The organism is Rhodococcus sp. 4CII (genome assembly GCF_014256275.1).
GTDB classification, from domain to species: Bacteria; Actinomycetota; Actinomycetes; order Mycobacteriales; family Mycobacteriaceae; genus Rhodococcus_F; species Rhodococcus_F wratislaviensis_A.
The window spans coordinates 4,309,567-4,326,338 of sequence record NZ_JACCFE010000002.1 but is presented as its reverse complement, the minus strand read 5'-3'; the positions used below and the strand labels follow the sequence as shown (position 1 = coordinate 4,326,338).

12 protein-coding genes are annotated in these 16,772 nt (G+C 67.0%); 5 read left to right on the top strand and 7 right to left on the bottom strand.

Annotation, left to right across the window (positions count from 1 at the left end; translation table 11 throughout):
- Positions 1-10: 10 nt before the first annotated feature.
- The 5 genes from H0B43_RS20795 to H0B43_RS20775 all read right to left on the bottom strand — a co-directional run bounded on the left by H0B43_RS20795 (position 11) and on the right by H0B43_RS20775 (position 8,763).
- A complete protein-coding gene (locus H0B43_RS20795) occupies positions 11-1,621 on the bottom strand; it encodes an AMP-binding protein (protein ID WP_185726220.1) in 1,611 nt (536 codons plus the stop codon).
- Positions 1,603-3,057, bottom strand: a complete 1,455-nt coding sequence (locus tag H0B43_RS20790; protein WP_185726221.1) for an aldehyde dehydrogenase — start codon at positions 3,055-3,057, stop codon at positions 1,603-1,605. The genes H0B43_RS20795 and H0B43_RS20790 overlap by 19 nt, the downstream gene beginning before the upstream one ends.
- A gap of 28 nt (positions 3,058-3,085) precedes the next feature.
- A complete protein-coding gene (locus tag H0B43_RS20785; protein ID WP_185726222.1) occupies positions 3,086-3,973 on the bottom strand; it encodes an LLM class F420-dependent oxidoreductase in 888 nt (295 codons plus the stop codon).
- A gap of 28 nt (positions 3,974-4,001) precedes the next feature.
- Positions 4,002-5,204, bottom strand: a complete 1,203-nt coding sequence (locus tag H0B43_RS20780) for a CaiB/BaiF CoA-transferase family protein (RefSeq protein ID WP_185726223.1) — start codon at positions 5,202-5,204, stop codon at positions 4,002-4,004.
- 292 nt (positions 5,205-5,496) lie between these two features.
- The gene (locus H0B43_RS20775; protein WP_185726224.1) at positions 5,497-8,763 is read right to left on the bottom strand and encodes a protein kinase domain-containing protein; all 3,267 of its coding nucleotides are present in this window, start codon (positions 8,761-8,763) and stop codon (positions 5,497-5,499) included.
- Positions 8,764-9,171: 408 nt separating this feature from the next.
- Between H0B43_RS20775 and H0B43_RS20770 the strand changes: the two genes are divergently transcribed.
- Together H0B43_RS20770 and H0B43_RS20765 are read left to right on the top strand one after the other, a co-directional pair.
- A complete protein-coding gene (locus H0B43_RS20770; protein ID WP_185729867.1) occupies positions 9,172-10,014 on the top strand; it encodes a hypothetical protein in 843 nt (280 codons plus the stop codon).
- The gene (locus H0B43_RS20765) at positions 10,011-10,466 is read left to right on the top strand and encodes an OsmC family protein (protein WP_185726225.1); all 456 of its coding nucleotides are present in this window, start codon (positions 10,011-10,013) and stop codon (positions 10,464-10,466) included. Before H0B43_RS20770 ends, H0B43_RS20765 begins: the two co-directional genes overlap by 4 nt.
- 45 nt (positions 10,467-10,511) lie before the next feature.
- Here H0B43_RS20765 and H0B43_RS20760 read toward each other — a convergent pair whose 3' ends face one another.
- Positions 10,512-11,495, bottom strand: coding sequence for a potassium-tellurite ethidium and proflavin transporter (locus tag H0B43_RS20760; protein ID WP_185726226.1), 984 nt, complete (start codon positions 11,493-11,495; stop codon positions 10,512-10,514).
- Positions 11,496-11,638: 143 nt separating this feature from the next.
- On the opposite strand from H0B43_RS20760, the gene H0B43_RS20755 reads away from it, so the two are divergent.
- A complete protein-coding gene (locus H0B43_RS20755) occupies positions 11,639-12,208 on the top strand; it encodes a TetR/AcrR family transcriptional regulator (RefSeq protein ID WP_185726227.1) in 570 nt (189 codons plus the stop codon).
- Positions 12,209-12,376: 168 nt separating this feature from the next.
- Positions 12,377-14,692: a serine/threonine-protein kinase gene (locus H0B43_RS20750; RefSeq protein ID WP_185726228.1), complete on the top strand. Its 2,316-nt coding sequence runs from the start codon at positions 12,377-12,379 to the stop codon at positions 14,690-14,692.
- A 98-nt stretch (positions 14,693-14,790) separates the two neighbouring features.
- Here H0B43_RS20750 and H0B43_RS20745 read toward each other — a convergent pair whose 3' ends face one another.
- Entirely contained in the window at positions 14,791-15,417 is a 627-nt protein-coding gene (locus H0B43_RS20745) for a TetR/AcrR family transcriptional regulator (protein ID WP_185726229.1), read from the bottom strand.
- 140 nt (positions 15,418-15,557) lie between these two features.
- On the opposite strand from H0B43_RS20745, the gene H0B43_RS20740 reads away from it, so the two are divergent.
- Positions 15,558-16,766 (top strand): oxygenase MpaB family protein, encoded by a 1,209-nt coding sequence (locus H0B43_RS20740; RefSeq protein ID WP_185726230.1) that lies wholly within the window; start codon positions 15,558-15,560, stop codon positions 16,764-16,766.
- Positions 16,767-16,772 lie beyond the last annotated feature (6 nt).

Genomic DNA, 16,772 nt, shown 5'->3' with positions numbered 1-16,772 from the left:
CGACACCAGTTCACGGAGCCGGAGGCGACACCAATTCACGGCGCCGGATCTTGCCGGTTTCGGTGCGCGGCAACGTAGCGACTGCCTCGATCTCCCGGGGCCGTGCGTGTGGACCGACCGCTGTCGTGACGAGTTCTCGGAGCTGTTTCGCTATCTCCTCGGTGAGCTCGCCGGCAGCGAGGTGCACGAATGCCTTGACCTGTTGCCCCATCTCCCGGTCGGGAAGCCCCACGGCCGCCGCGTCCAGGACCTGGGGGTGACACTTGAGGGCCTCTTCGATCTCCGCGGGGCCGATGCGGTAACCGCGGCTCTTGATCACGTCGTCGGCGCGGCCGAGGTACTCCAGTCGTCGTCCATGTGAGAGCCGCGCCAGGTCGCCTGTCCGGTGCCATCCTCCGGATGGGGGTACCACCCGAGCGGACGAGCCGTCCCAATGACCGAGGAGGGCAACCGGATCCGGAAGTCCCAGCGCGATCTCACCGACCTCGCCGGGCGCGACGCGGGTGCCCTCCTCGTCGAGCAGGGCGATGCGGTGCCCGGGATACGGAGCGCCCATGGTGTCATCGTCGACGGACCCGAGTATCGCGGAGTCCCCGATGAGGGCGTTGGCCTCGGTCTGGCCGTATGCCTTGTTGACGGCGTCGCTGAGATGGTGCCGGGCCCAGCCGAGCTCCGCCGCACCGGCGGGCTCTCCTCCGGTCACGACCGCGCGGAGGCGGCGCGGAGCCGATTCCCCGTGTTCGGCGAACATCCGCAGCACCGACGCCGGCAGGAAGGCGGTCGTCACACCGAGACCGGTCATCATGTCCAGGGTGGCGCCGGGGTCGAAGCGCTGCGGCCGGTGAGCCACGACGGGAACGCCGAACGACCACGGAACCAGCAGGCCGAGCATCAGGCCGCCGATCCAACCCCAGTCCGCGGTGCCGAAGTAGACGTCACCGGGCCTGAACAGCTCGAAGGCGTAATCGACGCCGGCATGTCCGAGCAGGGCACGGTGTCCGTGGACGATGCCCTTGGCCGGACCGCTGGTGCCCGACGTGTACATCAGCAGGGCAGGATCCGAGGACCGCCCGGGAGCAGGGGCCAGCGGGTCGACCCGGCCGGCCAGGTCCCCGAGCCGCGGGCCGCGGGCGCCGTCCACCGTGAGCACGTCGACGTCGTGCAGGGAGCATCCCGTCGACTCCAGCCGGTCGAGGCCGGGACCGTCCGTGACCAGCACAGTCGCGCCCGAATCGACGAGCCGGTGCGCCACCGACGTACCGGTGAGCAGTCGTGGGACGGGCACGAGCACGGCGCCGGCGACCAGCACCCCGAAGACGACCTCGGCGGCCTCCACCGAGGGGTCGAGGTACAGGACCACGCGGTCACCGGGATTGATTCCCCGGGAACGGAGGACAGCCGCGATGCGTACAGCGGCGCGCTGAATCTGGCCGAACGTCACTTCCTCGGGCGCGTGGGTTCCCCCGCGCAGCACGGCCACGGCGTCGGGGTCGCGTGAGAAGAGGGCGTCCTCGGTGATCGTGTAGTCCGCCGCAGGTTCCCAGTCGTGGGTGTGGCGGGCATCGATCAGCCGACTTATCCGTGGTCGGGACGACCCGGAGGTCAGTCCAGGCGTGCCCATATGCTCTTCTCCTTGGTGAAGCTCTCGATGGCGGCCTGGCCCAGGTCGCTGCCGTAGCCGCTCTGCCCGAAGCCTCGATACGGCGACGCGGGGTTGAGCACTCCCCAGCTGTTGATCCACACAGTGCCGGCGTCGAGCGTCTGTGCGAACCGCAGCGCGCGACCCACGTCGCGGGTGAAGACGCCCGCGGCCAGCCCGTAGATGGTGTCGTTGGCGAGGGTGATCGCTTCCTCTTCACCCTCGAACGGCAGCACTGACAGCACTGGTCCGAAGATCTCTTCCCGGGCGATGCGCATATCCGCGGTGACCCCGGCGAAGAGCGTTGGACGGTAGTAGAAGCCCTGCTCTGCCGGTCCGTCCGGCGACTGCCCTCCACCGCTGATCAGCTTGGCACCGTCTTCGATCCCGGAGACGACGTACGAGTGGACCGACTCTCGTTGTCCGGCACTGATCAGCGGGCCGATCTCGGTGTCGGGGTCTAGGGGGTCGCCCACGCGGGCGGCCTCGACCCGCTTCTGGACGAGCTCGATCACTTCGTCGTAGATGGGCCGCTCGACGAGCAGCCGGCTCGCCGCCGTGCAGGTCTCACCCTGGTTGCTGTACATCGCGTGGAAGACCATCGCTGCGACAGCCTTCGGGGACGAATCGCCGAAGGCCACGAGCGCCGACTTGCCGCCCAGTTCCAACGAGGCCGTGATCAGACGGTCGGCTGCCATCCGGCCGATCTGCTGGCCGACCTCGGTCGAGCCGGTGAAGGTCACCTTGCCGACCAGCGGGTGCTGCACCAACGCGTTACCCGCTACCGAGCCGCGACCCGGCAGGACGTTGACCAGCCCGGGCGGCAGACCTGCCTCGAGGGCGAGTTCGCCGAGTGCCACGGGCACGAGCGGTGCGAGCTGCGCGGGCTTCAGCACGATGGCATTGCCCATCGCCAGAGCCGGCGCGATCTTCCAGACCGCCTGCACTGCAGGGAAATTCCAGGGAGTGATGGCGCCCACCACACCGATCGGCTCACGCAGGGTGTAATTGAGGAAGCGTCCGGGGGCCGGCGTCGTGCGGCCTTCGATCTTGGTCACGAGGCCCGCGAAATACTCGAGGGTCTCGATCATGATCGGCAGGTCGACCCCCAGCGACTCGCGGATGGGCTTGCCCATGTCACGGCTCTGCAGCTGAGCGAGCTCGGTCTTGTGTTCCTCGATCAGCGCGGCGTAGCGGAACATCAAGCGGGTCCGCTGAGCCGGACGCATGCGCTGCCACGCCTTGGCGGCGACCCTCGCGGCCTCGACGGCGCGCGCGACGTCCTGAGGCGTGGCCTCGGCGACGCTGGCCAGGTGCGACCCGTCAGCCGGGTTGATCGAGTCGAACGTCGCCCCGGTCGACGATGCGCTCAGTTGGTCACCGATGACGAGGGGAACTGATGAGGTGAGTGCCTGCACGATTCTCGTCCTTTCTTCCGCCGGGCCGTCAGGCCAGGTTGTGTGCGGTGGGGAGGACGGCATCAGCGAGTTCCGCGAGCTCGTCCATGGTTGCCTCGAGGGTGTCGTGCTCGAACGACGTGTCGCAGATGAAGTGGGTGACGCCGAGGTCGCCGTACGCTTCGATCGTCTCGGCGTTGTACGGCGCGGTCCGCAAAGGCCGTGCGGTGAGGGTGATCTCGTTCATGTCGCGTCCTGCCTCTTCGACGTACTGCCGCAGGGTGGCCAGGTAGCCGGCGTACTCTTCCGGCGCGATCGCCAGCGGGTGCCAGCCGTCGCCGATCGCGGCGATGCGGCGCAGAGAGGCGGTGCTGTATCCCGCGAACCAGACGGGGATCGTGCCCCGCACCGGCTTCGGATACATCTTGAAGTCGTGGAGCTGGTAGAAGTCGCCGTCGAAGTCGACCTCGTCTTCCTTCCACATGTGCCGCATCGCGTTGACCATTTCCGTGGTCCGCTTCCCGCGGCCCTCGAAGGGCGCTCCCAGCAGCTCGAACTGTTCCTTCATCCAGCCCACGCCGATGGCGACCGACAGCCGGCCGCGCGACATCACGTCGATACTGACCAGCGTCTTGGCGGTCTGGACGAGCGGACGCCACGGCAGGATCAGGCAGGACGTGCCCAGCTCGATCCGCTCGGTTGCAGCCGCCGCCCACGTCAACGATGTGAGGCAGTCGAGGTACGGCGTGGCGGGGTCCCACAGGAACTTGCCGTCCGCGGTGTACGGGTACGGCGTCTCGACTCGGGTCGGCAGCGCTACGTGATCAGTCATCCAGAGGGAGTCGAAGCCGATCTTCTCAGCGAACCGCGACACCTCCGTGATTGCCTCGGGCCCTGCCCACGGTCCCGCACCGGGGATCCTGATTCCGACCTTCATTGGTGGTTCCTTTCGCCGTGTTCGGTGGTCATCGGACGACCCGCTCGGCCCTCAGGGCCGCGATCCGGTCGTCCTCGTAGCCGAGATCGCTGAGAATCTCGGTTGTGTGCTCGCCCAACGACGTCGGTGGGCGATGTACATAACCCGGGGTGCCCGAGAGCTTGACCGGGAGACCCGGGACCCGCAACGGTCCGAGTTCCTCGTGAGTGATGTCGACGACGAGGTCCAGGGCCTGGATCTGGGGATGGTTGACGGCCTCGTCGTACGCGAGGACCGGGGCACAGATGATGTCGTGGGCCGAGAGCAGTGCGACCACATCGTCACGGTCGCGGGCGGCGAACCACGGCGCGAAGGCGGCGTCGAGGGCCTCACGGTTCTCCAACCGGGATGCGGCGTCCGCAAAGCGCGGATCGTCGAGAAGAGCCTCCACATCCATCGCCCTGGTCAGCTTGACGAAGTGACGGTCGTTGAAGGCGACCAGGTGTACCGCACCGCCGTCCCGGGTCGCATAGGCGTTGTACGGCGCGTAGAAATTGCTGCCGTTGCCTACCTTGCCCTGGATGTAGTCGGCGAGGAGGTACTGCCCCAGCCACGGAGTCTGCAGATGGAACAGCGCTCCCACCAGGGATATCGAGCCGGTCTGCCCCTCCCCCGTGCGCTGTTTCGCAAAGAGTGCGACGAGGGCGGCGATCGCGACGAGGTAGCCCGCCGCGCTGTCGGCGACGGGCGGTCCGGCCTTGAGCGGCCTCCCCGAGCGCTCGCCGGTGGCCTCCATCAGACCGGTGAGCGCCTGAGCGACCGGGTCCATCGCGGGACGACCTGCAAGGGGACCGCTCTCGCCGTACCCGCTGACATTGAGGCAGATCAGGTGCGGGTGCCGTTCGCGAAGTTCGGCGGCGGTCAGCCCGAATCGCTCACGGACCGCCGGCAGCATGTTTTCGATGAGGACGTCCGCGGTCGAGCAGAGCTCGTGGAACAGCTCGCGACCTGCCGCCGTGCGAAGGTCGAGCGCGAGGGCGCGCTTGTTCCGGTTCACGCCGGAATAGACACCACTCATGCCGTCTCGTCCTGGTCCGAATGTCCGTGACTCGTCGCCACCGATCGGCTCGACCTTGATGACGTCGGCGCCGAAGTCGGCGAGCAGCGACGCCCCCAAGGGGCCGGCCACCATCGTCGCGGCGTCGATTACTCGGATGCCCGAGAGCGCCTCGATTTTTCCGGTGAACCCCATCACTAGCTCCGTTCATTATCCTGAACTGACATCATTATTTGGAACACCACGGACGTTACGAGCACCTCCGCTCGCTGTCAATAGGGAAAATCGCCGCCCACCTCGAAGCCACCGCCGATGCGCCGGACGAGCCCTACCGGCAGCGCCAGACTCCGGAGACGGGCAGAATGAGTTTCATGGTCGGCGTTGCCGAACCGAAGAAGCTTGAGCCCCAACGGTTCTGCACACCAATGCCGCCGACGGACGATGCCCGCCCCGCTGGTCGGATTCGACGCGAACTGTTGGGTCCGTTTTATGCGTCGGTTTGCTCCACGACCCAGGCCGCGACCTGTGCTCGGGAGGTGAAACCCAGTTTGGCCAGGATGTGCTCGACATGCCCCTGCGCGGTGCGCGGCGAGATCACCAGGCGGTCGGCGATGGCCTGGTTGGTCAGGCCTTCTGCGACGAGGTCGGCGACTTGGCGTTCCCGCTTGGTCAGTCGCGTCGACGTATCGGTGCCGGGCGCGGGGGTGCCGGGCGGATGTTCGTGGAGGGCGTAGGCGATTGCCGCGTCGAAACCGAGCTGTTCCCCCTTGCGGTGGGCCGCTCCGAATGCTTTCTCCCCCAGTTTCCGTCGCGACTTCTGGTCGCATTCGTCATGGTAGACAAGCAGATCGGAGTAGATCACCACGTCGCTTCCCACCGACCGCGCCAGCCCTTCTGCGGCTCCCAGCAGAACCGCAGCCCTCGGTTCGTCGTGGAGTCCGCAGGCGATCCAGGCAAGGGCCTCGAGACCGGCTGCGGCGACGCGTGGGCCGTGCACCTGCCGGGTCAGTATCAATGACTGCTCGAGCACTCGGACCGCGCGATCGGTATCGCCCTGGCGCCACACGGCGATACCCAGGGCCCACGACGAGTGCGACCGGTACATCTTCTCGCCGTGCTGCTGGGTGATCGCGAGAACACGCTCGAGGTGTTCGATCGCCGGGTCCGTCAAGCCGCGGAGTCCGTACGCCAACCCCAACGGGTACAGGGCTGCTACTTCGAACAGTCGATCTCCGCGCTCGCTGAACTCTGCGAGTGCGGTTTCGAGGTGCGAGGCCGCACTCGCCAGCTCACCGCTGTAGAGGGCGAGCATGCCGGCGGAATAGGCAACGAGAGCGCGCATCATGGGATCGCTCGTGTGCGCGGCGAGCGCACGACCCTCCGCCACGAGCGCGGCTCCGGCCTCGAGGTCACCCTGCACATTGGCCATCATGCTGGCGCGCTGGAGTGCCTTGACCCGCTCGACGGTCGGTGGGCCGCTCTGGCGGGCGAGCAGCTGACCGAAGCAGCGCCGCCCCTCGTTGTACAAGCCCTGGGAGCCCCAGAACAAGAACAGTGCGGCGGCGGTACGCAGGCCGGCAGCGGGATCGTCGGCAAGGCTGAATTCGAGGGCCTCCCGAAGATTCGGCTGTTCCCGCTTCAGCCGGGCGATCCAGTCGAGCTGATGGGCACTGATCCACTCTGCCTCCGCGGCCAGCGCCAGCGCCTCGTACCAGTCCCGGTGCAGTCGGCGCATGGAGAGGAATTCGCCCGCCTGCTGCAGCTTCTCACAGCCGTACTCGCGGAGGGTCTCGAGCATCCGGAACCGCACCACCGCACCGGATTCCTCGCGGATCAGAATCGACTTCTCCACCAACGACGTCAACGTGTCCAGCAACTCGTCCGGCTCGAGGCCGTCACCGCACACCTGCTCTGCCGCATCGAGTTCGAAGCTCCCCGCGAACACCGATACCCGACCCCACACCAGTTGCTCACCGGCGCTGCACAACTCGAAGCTCCAGTCGACGGACAATCGCAGCGTCTGCTGCCGCGTCGGCGCACCCCGGCTTCCACGGGTCAGCAGGGCATAGCGGTCGGTGAGCCGCTGCAGGATCTGCTCGGGCGACATCGCACGCAACCGGGCGGCCGCCAACTCGATCGGCAACGGCAACCCGTCGAGCCGGCGGCAGATCCCCGCCACCGCCGCCACGTTGTCCTCGGTGAGTACGAAACCGGGAACCGCGGCAGCAGCGCGTTCGGCGAACAACGACACCGCATCGTATTTGGTCAACCCCCGCAGGGAGGGCCGCCGGGCGGTATCCGGCACCGCCAGCGGCGGAACCCGCAGCAGCGCCTCCCCGCCCATGCCGAGAGGTTCGCGGCTGGTGGCGAGGATCCGCAGCCCCGGACAGGTGTGCAACAGAACGCCGGCGAGTTCCGCCACGGCGTCCACCAAGTGCTCGCAGTTGTCGAGAACCAGCAGCAGTTCCAGTACCGCCAGGTGCTCGACGAGGACCTCACGCAGCGGCCTGCCCGAGTGATCCCGCAGCCCCATGGCGGCGGCCACCGTGTCGACCAGCGACGACTCGTCGTGCAGTTCACCCAACTCGACCAGGCGTACCCCGTCGGCATACTCGCGCCGGACAGCCGACGCGACCCGCATCGCCAGCCGCGTCTTGCCGACTCCGCCGATCCCCGTCAACGTCACCAGCCGCGATCCGGCGAGCAGGTTCTTCGCCTCGGTGAGTTCGTGCCGACGGCCGACGAAACTGGTCAGTTCCAGAGGGAGCCTTCCCGTCGCGACCGGCGCGGAGGGAGCCGGCGACCGCGGCAGTTTCGATACTCGCTGCGCCTGGTCGCGTGCCGAACCCCGCGCGGTGTGGAGGGCCATCTCGTCGACCGGAATGCCGTGATCGAGTTGGAGCCGTCGCAGTTCCTCCCCGAAGGCCGCTGCCGTGGCCGGGCGCGCGCCGGGCGTCCGGGACATCGCGCGGGCGATCGTGTCGGCCACGTCGTCGGGGATCCCGTGCTCGCGCAGGTCGGGTACCGGTTGCGTGGTGATCCGCAGGAACTGCGCGACCACCTGCTCACTGTCGCGACGTTCGAACGCGGCGTGAGCGGTCAAAGCACTGAACAAGGTGGCGCCGAGGCCGTAGACATCTGCCGCCGGGCTCGGCGGGTCGCCCTCGAGGACCTCCGGCGCGGTGTAGGCCGGCGATCCGGTGACGGCACCGGTGGCGGTCTGGAAGCCGCCGGTGATGTGCGCGATACCGAAATCGGTCAACGCCGGTTCGCCGTAGTCGGTGAGCAGAATGTTCCCGGGTTTGATGTCCCGATGCAGGATGCCGAGCCGGTGCGCCGTTTCCACCGCGCCGGCGATTTTCACCCCCAGCCGCAGCACATTCTCCAGCGACAGCGGACCGCCGCGACGGATGCGCACATCGAGCGAATCCTGCGGGTGATACTGCATGACGATGTAGGGACGCCCACTGCCGGTGGCACCGACCTGCAGCACGCCCACGATGTTCGGGTGCCCGGTCAGCCGGCCCATCGCCCGCTGTTCCCGGAAGAACCGGGCCCGGTTCTCCTCGTCGAGCTCGACGGTGAGGACCTTCACCGCCACCGTGCGATCCAATTCCGCCTGGGTGCAGCGGTAGACCACGCCGAAGCCTCCGCGCCCGATCTCCTGGGCATCGTCGAAACCAGCCGCACTCAGCTCCGAAGCGACAGCGGGGACGAAGTACCGCTGAGTGTCGATCGGATCACCTTCACCCATCGGACGGTCTACTCACCCCGTCGGCTCATGGTTCCCCGCGCACTGGTCCCGACGGCGCGACCAGTGCGAATTCACCCGTGGACTCACCTCTCGATAGCGTGCATTCAAGGATATAGCCGCAGAACGTGCGTGCGGCGGCATGTGGGAATACCTAAGCCTTCCGGGGACCCCGGGGGGTCGGCGATCCGGAAGGCGCTCGCTCCGAACCACGAGTTCGCGCAACATCCAATAATTCTGCGCAACAAGAGTGTTCGAGTTCGGGTGCTCGCAATCGGAGATGCCTCTCGCACCGGCCACGGGTGCGGTGCTTGACAGCGGTCGAGCGAGATCACTATGTTTTGTTCCAAATATCGCATCAAGTTCATTATCATGAACACGATACGCACGGCTCGCCGAGAAGGACCGGACATGATTCTCCTGGGGTATCGCGATCACAACGTCCACGAATTGGTGTGCCACGAGATCGCCAAGCGAGCGCGCTACTACGACCGTCTGGGGATCGAGGTGGAGTCGGTGCCCGGCTCGGACCATCCGGAGGCAGAGTTGTCTGCGGGGCTGGGCGGCTCGCTTGTCGAAGCACTTCGAGGGCAACGCCGCTGGAAAGTTGCGCTCGTCCACACTATTCACCCGCTGTTCTGGATCTGGGCACGAAAGGCAGGGATACAACCGGCCGGGCCGACCGTCCTGGCCGCGCATCCGGAAGGATCGATCGTGTGGGCTTTCACCCAGAGGTTGCTGAGCACCCGCTGGGCAGGGGACGAAGCCCCGTCGGTCCTGCATTTTCCTGGAGGAATCGCCGGTGATCAACAGCGACTGGAGGCACTGCGGTCCGGAACCGCAGACGCGGCTGTTCTGGGCTCCGCCTTCGCGCCCAGCGCCTTGTCACGGCTCGGGATCACCGATTCGTTGTTCTTCGGCGCCGCCCTGAGATTCCCCACTGCCGGTATCGCAGTCGACCTGGAGAAAACCAGCCTCGACGACCCGACGGTACGGAAGGTCGTTGCCGCACAAACGGCAGCAATCGCTGACGTCAAGAACCGGGCTCCTGTCGCACTCGATGCCGTTGCGTCGCTCCTGCACGACAGCAGCAGGACAGATGCGCAGCGGATGTTGTCGGACTACCTGTCCCCTCGATACGGTCCCGATCCACATGATGTTCAAGCCGCTGGTGCGGATGCGTTCGAATGGTTGACAGGCGTACTACACACGGGTGGGCACACCACCCCAGACTTCTACGAGGCGGTTCGGTGACTACTTCTCGACGTGAACAACTGGTCGTACACGCGCTGCCCGGGACCCATGGCACGACGGTCACCGCGCGCAGCCACGAGCTGACCATCGACGAAGCCACGCGGTACGGCGGGCACGACTCCGGCGCAAACCCGGTCGAGCATCTGCTTGCCGGCATTGCCGCTGCCTCGCTGGTTGTGCTCCGGCTGCTCGGCGAGGTCGCAATAGCCGAGTCTGCCGCGCTCACAGTGTCCGCGACCTTGAACGTCGATCGCGTGATGGGAGCCGACGACGGCGCCGTCATCGAACTGATCCGTGTGGACTGGGAAGTGGCGAACCCGGAACATGCCGAGCGCTTGCGTGCCGCACTTCCACACATCGCGAGCCGTCGACCAGGACAAGCACTGATCGATGCCGCGTCCGCATTTGCGGAAGAGGTGTCCGTCCGCGAATCGACGGCCGCCTGCGTGTAGCGCCGTCGGTACCTCGCCGGTCGTGGCGGCGAATGCCGGGGCGAGTCACTGCACGGAGCGACGCGAGGGGTCGAGGATCAACAGGATGGATTTCACCGCGATCATCCCCACGAAGATCGTCACAGCGGCGAGTAGTCCGGGGGTGACGGCTCGCCAAGCAGGCGGATGCAGGAGGTGAAGCCAGCTGATGGCGAGGGCAGCGACGCTCGCCACGGGAAAAGTGAACGACCAGAAACCGTGTGAAAAGGGGAGAGCGCGATAGCGTGGCAGCAAGGGCACCTGGACCATCACCATGAAAGCCGTGATTGCTGTCAGCGCTCCGAACAGAGCGTCGGGTTGCCCGTTCGAGATGGCCAGCCATGCAGCAGCGCCAACTGCCGGCGGAGCAATCATGATGACGAGCGTCGGGACGAGGGGCGCGGGCATGGCGGGGCGCAACGCGAGCCTGAGAAACAGAAGCATGGAGATCACCACCCAGAAGAACAGGCCGATCGCGAAGCTTGCGATAGCGAGCCAGTCGAGACCGGTTTGGGCGGCGGTGAGCGCGCCGACGAGGCCGGCTGCGCTGATGGGCAGGTAGTAGCCGCCGTGCACGGATTCGAGCGCCATCTCTCCGCTCATCCAGAAGCTCATCATCCATGCACCGAAGATGGCTGCGGCAATGATGGAGATCAGGGTCAGCACCGTACCGGCGAGGGGAAACGTGCGGTGCAGGTCTGCCCCCAGCAGCATCGCGGAGAGCGGAAGCAGCGCCGCGAGCGGACCGTGCGCGAAGTGGGTGAGCTGATGCGAGAACCCTAGGGCGACGCGCCGGTCGCGGTGCGCGTGCGCTGCCGCCATCACGATCCAGGCGAGCGCGGCGACCAGCCAGAACGCCTGAGTGAGGGCGAATGGAGTTCCGAGCGCGGCCGTAGCGACGGACCAGACCTGGGCAAGGCCTGCGAGACCCAGCGGGATCGCGAGGGAGTTCAGTGGGAAATGGGTGCGCGAGCCCGGCTCGCGGGCAACGCTCTTGGAATGGGCTGCCATTGAAATGCCTTCCTGGCTGGGCGGAGATTCCCGGGCATGCGGGGTGTGCACCGAGTTATTGACCCTTGGGTCTAATACGCTCGCGGCTACCTTATTAGTTATCGACCTTGAGGTCAAACACGGTCGCGGGTTAACCTACTTCGGTGGCTAGACCGATGCTCTTCAGTACGGATGTGGCGGTTGACAAGGCGATGGACCTGTTCTGGCTCCAGGGATACGCCGCGACGACTCCCCAGGAACTCGCCGGCGAAATGGGAATCGGCAAGGGCAGTCTCTACAACACATTCGGGAGCAAGCACGCCTTGTTTCTGCGAGCGCTTCGGCGCTACAGCGAAATGCGACTCGAATACCTCGCCGACCTGTTCGCCGCGCCTGGCCCGTTGAGGCCTCGCCTCGGGGTGGCGATGACTGCCCTCGCCGGGGTCGGCGAGCACCGGCGGGGGTGCGTCATGGTCAATGCCGCGGCAGAACTCGGCACGGCCGACGACGAGGTGAACCGCATCGCGGACGAGCTGTTCACTCGGATCGAGGAAGTCTTCAGGCGCGCGATCGAGCATGGACAGGAGTCCGGGGAATTCGACAAGAGCCGGTCCGCCGACATCGCAGCTCGTCAAATGCTGGCCTCGGTGATCGGCCTCAGCGTGCTCGTGAAATCGGGTGGCCAACCGGAGATCTGCGCCACCGTCGTCGAGGGTTGCATCGACGCACTGTGACAGTCGCGCAATCTTCCCGGCCCGGTTCTCGTCGGATCTGAGACACAGCAGCAGCCGGAGGCGGTCGTGACGCGGCCTTATCCGTCCCCTCGACGCACCGTCAGGAATACCCTGGCAAGTGCACACCCCTTCATCGCCTGGAATCCGCCCGCCCGGAATCGAACCGCCATGAACGATCGCCCGCCGAGTGATTCGACGATCGCGTCTGGGCCGCCCACCGAACTGGGTCAGGACACCCAGCTGCCGCCGTCGACGACGACGTCGGGCGCCGAACCCGTGTTCGTCGTCGAGAGCGGCGTCGAACGCCTCGTCGCGGATTGGGAATCGTCCGGTTCGCCCGCCGAGCTCACGGAGTATCTGCCCGACACCGCCGCGATCAGGCGTGCCGCGCTGATCGAGTTGATCAAGGTGGACCTCGAGTACCGGTGGCTGCGTTCGGGCCGCCCCAAGCGCATCGCCGACTACTGCCTCGACTTCCCGGAACTGCTCGCCGCGCCCTTGCCTCCGGAACTCGTTTACCTCGAGTACCGCGTTCGGCGCCTGAGTGGCGTCGAGGTCGAAGCCGACGAATATCTGACCGAATACCCGCAGCAGGCGGCCCGGTTCGAGAGCCTGCTCGAACACGACCGGCGCACCCTGGACCGTCGCACCGCCGCCGCCGAACTCGGGCCGCGGGACGACCTCGACGTCGGGAAGCGTCTCGACGATTTCGATCTCATGGTGGAGCTGGGCCGCGGCGCGTTCGCACGGGTGTTCCTCGCCCGGCAACGGTCGATGCAACGGTGGGTGGCGTTGAAGATCTCCCGCAACATCGGCAACGAGCCACAGATGCTGGCGCAGCTCGACCACCCCTACATCGTCCGCGTCTTCGACCAACGCCTGCTCGAGGACCGCCAGCTGCGGGTGCTGTTCATGGAATACGTTCCCGGCGGCACCCTCCTCGACGTGGTGCGGCTGGTCCGCAAGACGCCGCCCGAGCAGCGGTCGGGGAAGCTGCTCCTCGATTCGATCGACCGCATTCTGGAGACGCGAGGAGAGATCCGGCCCGAGTACTCGAGTGTGCGGGACGACATCGCCGCCCTGTCGTGGCCCGAGACCGTTGCGTGGATCGGGCTCCGGCTGGCCGACGCACTCGACTACGCCCGCCAGCACGGTGTCCTGCACCGCGACATCAAACCGGCGAACGTGCTCCTCGGCCTCGAAGGCATCCCCAAGCTGGCCGATTTCAATGTCAGTTCGAGCGACAGCGTCGAGACGCCCGGCGCCGGCGGCTTCATCGGCGGCTCCGTCGCCTACATGTCGCCCGAGCAACTGGAAGCGGTCGACCCGGGCTCCCCGCGGACCGCCTCGGACCTCGACACCCGCAGCGACATCTTCGCGCTGGGGGTGATGTTGTGGGAACTCCTGACCGGGGCGCGGCCGTTCCCGGACGACGACGGAACCGGATCGCCGCCGTCGCCGAAGGCACTACTCGAATCGCGATGCCGGGGAGTGGACCCGGAGCGGTCGCCGCTGCCCGAGGACTGCCCGGCCGCATTGCGCCGCATCCTCGTGAAGTCGCTGGCCCCGGACCGGAACGACCGGTGGTCGAGCGGCCGGAAGCTGACGCGTCAGTTCGCGCTCTGCCTCGACCCGCACGCCCGCGATCTCGTCGACCCACCACCGGGAAGCCTGCGGTCCACCATGTGGCGGTGGGCGCTGCCCATCGTGCTCGCCGCGGTCGGCATCCCGAACCTGCTGGCGGCCGGTTACAACTACTACTACAACAAGGTGCTGATCATCGCGACCCTGCCCGCCGAGGCGCAGCAGCACCTCGAACTCGTGCACCTGGTGATCGGGGGGGTCGCGTTCCCGCTGGGTGCGGTGCTGATCATCTACTGGTGTCGCCTCGCGTTCACGGTGCCGCGCGGTCTCCGTCACGGCCGCTCCTACAGTCCCGAAATCTTGGGGAAAGCCCGGGCCGCGACGCTCGGCCTCGGCGACCGTGCGGTCGTGGTCAGCTTCGGACTGTGGGTGGTCGCCGGCGTCGCCTACCCGGTCGCGCTGCAGGTCACCGCCGGCGGAATCCCGTTCCGCGCGTACATGCAACTCCTCGCGTCCCTCGCCGTGTGCGGGGCGGTCGCCCTCGCCTACCCGTTCTTCATCCTCACCTTCTACGCCGTGCGCTGCCTGTCCCCGATCCTGCTGTCGCACGGAGAGTTGCGCAAAAGCGACGGCTACCGCATGCGTGCGCTCGGCCGGAGTCTGCCGCGGTATCTCGCCGTCGCGGCGTCCGTCCCGTTGATCGGCGTCGCCGGGCTCAGTTTCGTCGGCGGGACCACCGGCGACGCGGTGAACGAGACGGTGCGCGCACTGTGTCTGGGAGGCATCTTCGCCTTCATTGGCGTGTACCAGTTGTTCCGGCGGATCGAGAGCGACCTCCGCGCGCTCGAGCGGGTGGTGTGGCTGGAGGTGCCGGGGTCGTCGTCCAGGCGGCGCCGGTAGTGATCGGGTGGCAAAAGAAAAAGGGCCCTGGCGCTGCCGGGTCGGGGTCCGACAGCGCCATGGGCTCAACCTGTATTTCTCTCGAGAGTCCCTTCGCGTTACACCCTTTTTGTCGCGCCCCCGGCGAGGCCGCCCATCGTCATGTCGTAGAGGACGGTGGCCAGCTCGTTTCTCCGGTTACGCAGGTCCTGGCGGAGGTACTCCAGGCTCACTTCGCGGTAGCTGACGGTGAGCACCAACAGCAGCGCGTCGAGGTCCACACCCGGGCCGATCGCGGACGGATTGACCGTCACATACGTACGGAGGAGGTCACGGCACCGTTCCTCGATCCGGACGGAACGGTGAGCCGACAGGGTCAAATGCGGGGCGTCGTTGAGCAACGATGCGAGGACGTCGCGATATCGGTCGAGGACCGCGAGGAGCTGAATCTGCAGGGCCGCGTCCTTCAGGAATGTCCCCTGCGCGACGGCCTCCTCGAGATTCGCCCCGAGTGAGGCGGTGGCGTCCTCCATGAGCTGGTCGATCAGCACCTCGATGATCTCGTCCTTGTTCGCGAAGTACTGATACACCGAGCCCTTCGAGATGCCCGCGGCCTCCGCGATCGCGTTGGTGCTGCAGCCGGTGTAACCCTTGGTCCGCAAAACCTGACCAGTTGCCGACAGGATGCGTGCGACCGTCGCCTGCGACCGTCGCTGGGAGGGGTCTTTCCGCTGGCCAGTGGGCATTCCCTCAGCCTCCCCGATCTGTCCCGCAATGCGACTTGTACCCGTCCGATTCGGTGAGGTGAACTGTAACTCACAGCCCCGGAGCAGGGCGGTGACACCACCCCGCGCCTGCGTCGACGAGCGAATCGAGTGCATCGGACATGACAGAAATCCAGTCCCGGGAATCCGCGCCCGGACCCTCCGCCTTCACACCGCCGCGGCGGTTCGACATGGACTCGGAATGGGGCCGCCGATCGATGCGGACGCTGTCGCGGTTCGTGCACGGCGACCCGACGCCCACCGCGGCGGAACGGGAACTCCATGCCCGCGCCGTGGCGAGTCAGGACGAGATCGGCGCCGCACTGGCGCGGGCGATTCTCGTCGACAAGACCGTCACCATGGACCAGTTCTCCCAGGCCCTGTCCGCGGGCATCGGCAGCGTGCCCGACGCCGCACCTCCGCTGACCGCGTTCTTCGACGCCGTCGACCACCGGCCGTCGTGGGTCGACGACCGCCGCCTCGAGCACGGTGCCGCTGTGTGCCTGCGCAGCGGAATGACCGGCCTCGACCTGCTGGCTACCGGTTCGCTGATGAACGGGTACCGCAGTGCGGCCACCTCCCGCCAACTGGTGGCCACCGGCAGACTCGTCGGCGAGGGCGCCGGTCAGCGGGTGACCGAGACCGTCCGATGGTGGTACGAGTGCGTCCTGCCCGCCGGCATGGACCGCGACCGCCGTGGCTGGCAGTTGTCCGTCCACGTCCGGTTGATGCACGCCTTCGTCAATCTGACCCTGCTGCAGGACGAGAACTGGGACGTGTCCGACTGGGGCATGCCTATCAACCAGTCGGATCAGGCCGGCACGCTCGCCCTCTTCTCGACGACGTTCCTCGTCGGCCTCCGGTCACTCGGCGTGTGGGTGTCGGCCGAGGAGGGCCGCGACGTGATGCACCTGTGGCGGTACATCGGCTGGCTGATCGGCATCGACGAACACTGGCTGGTCGACGACGAGAACACCGGGCGCCGCATCATGTGCCAGATCGGGATGTTCGCGCCCGGCCCCGACGAGAATTCCCGGGTGCTGGCCGACTCACTGCAGAAGTCGTGGGCCACGTTCCACTACCCGTACGCGCAGCCTCTGCGCCGCAGGCTCAACCGCCAGCGTCTGCTGAGCATTCAGCGTCTGTTCTCAGGCAAGAGCGGCATGCGTGAACTCGGGTTGCCGGTCGTGCCGGCCTGGTTCGTTCCGCTGGCACTGGCCGGGAATGGGGTGCTGCACGGTGCGGCGCGGTGCAGTCCGGCAGTACGGGACCGAGTCGGAAGGCGGTCCCGGCGGCGGGTGGAGACCTGGCTCTCCGCGAACGAGAAATAGTCGGCG

Bases quoted from the DNA above. Each gene is read 5' to 3' on its own strand.
- H0B43_RS20780 (WP_185726223.1), bottom strand. From the start codon at position 5,204: ATGGGGTTCACCGGAAAAATCGAGGCGCTCTCGGGCATCCGAGTAATC.
- H0B43_RS20795 (WP_185726220.1), bottom strand. From the start codon at position 1,621: ATGGGCACGCCTGGACTGACCTCCGGGTCGTCCCGACCACGGATAAGT.
- H0B43_RS20740 (WP_185726230.1), top strand. From the start codon at position 15,558: ATGACAGAAATCCAGTCCCGGGAATCCGCGCCCGGACCCTCCGCCTTC.
- H0B43_RS20760 (WP_185726226.1), bottom strand. From the start codon at position 11,495: ATGGCAGCCCATTCCAAGAGCGTTGCCCGCGAGCCGGGCTCGCGCACC.
- H0B43_RS20785 (WP_185726222.1), bottom strand. From the start codon at position 3,973: ATGAAGGTCGGAATCAGGATCCCCGGTGCGGGACCGTGGGCAGGGCCC.
- H0B43_RS20775 (WP_185726224.1), bottom strand. From the start codon at position 8,763: ATGGGTGAAGGTGATCCGATCGACACTCAGCGGTACTTCGTCCCCGCT.
- H0B43_RS20750 (WP_185726228.1), top strand. From the start codon at position 12,377: ATGAACGATCGCCCGCCGAGTGATTCGACGATCGCGTCTGGGCCGCCC.
- H0B43_RS20745 (WP_185726229.1), bottom strand. From the start codon at position 15,417: ATGCCCACTGGCCAGCGGAAAGACCCCTCCCAGCGACGGTCGCAGGCG.
- H0B43_RS20770 (WP_185729867.1), top strand. From the start codon at position 9,172: ATGATTCTCCTGGGGTATCGCGATCACAACGTCCACGAATTGGTGTGC.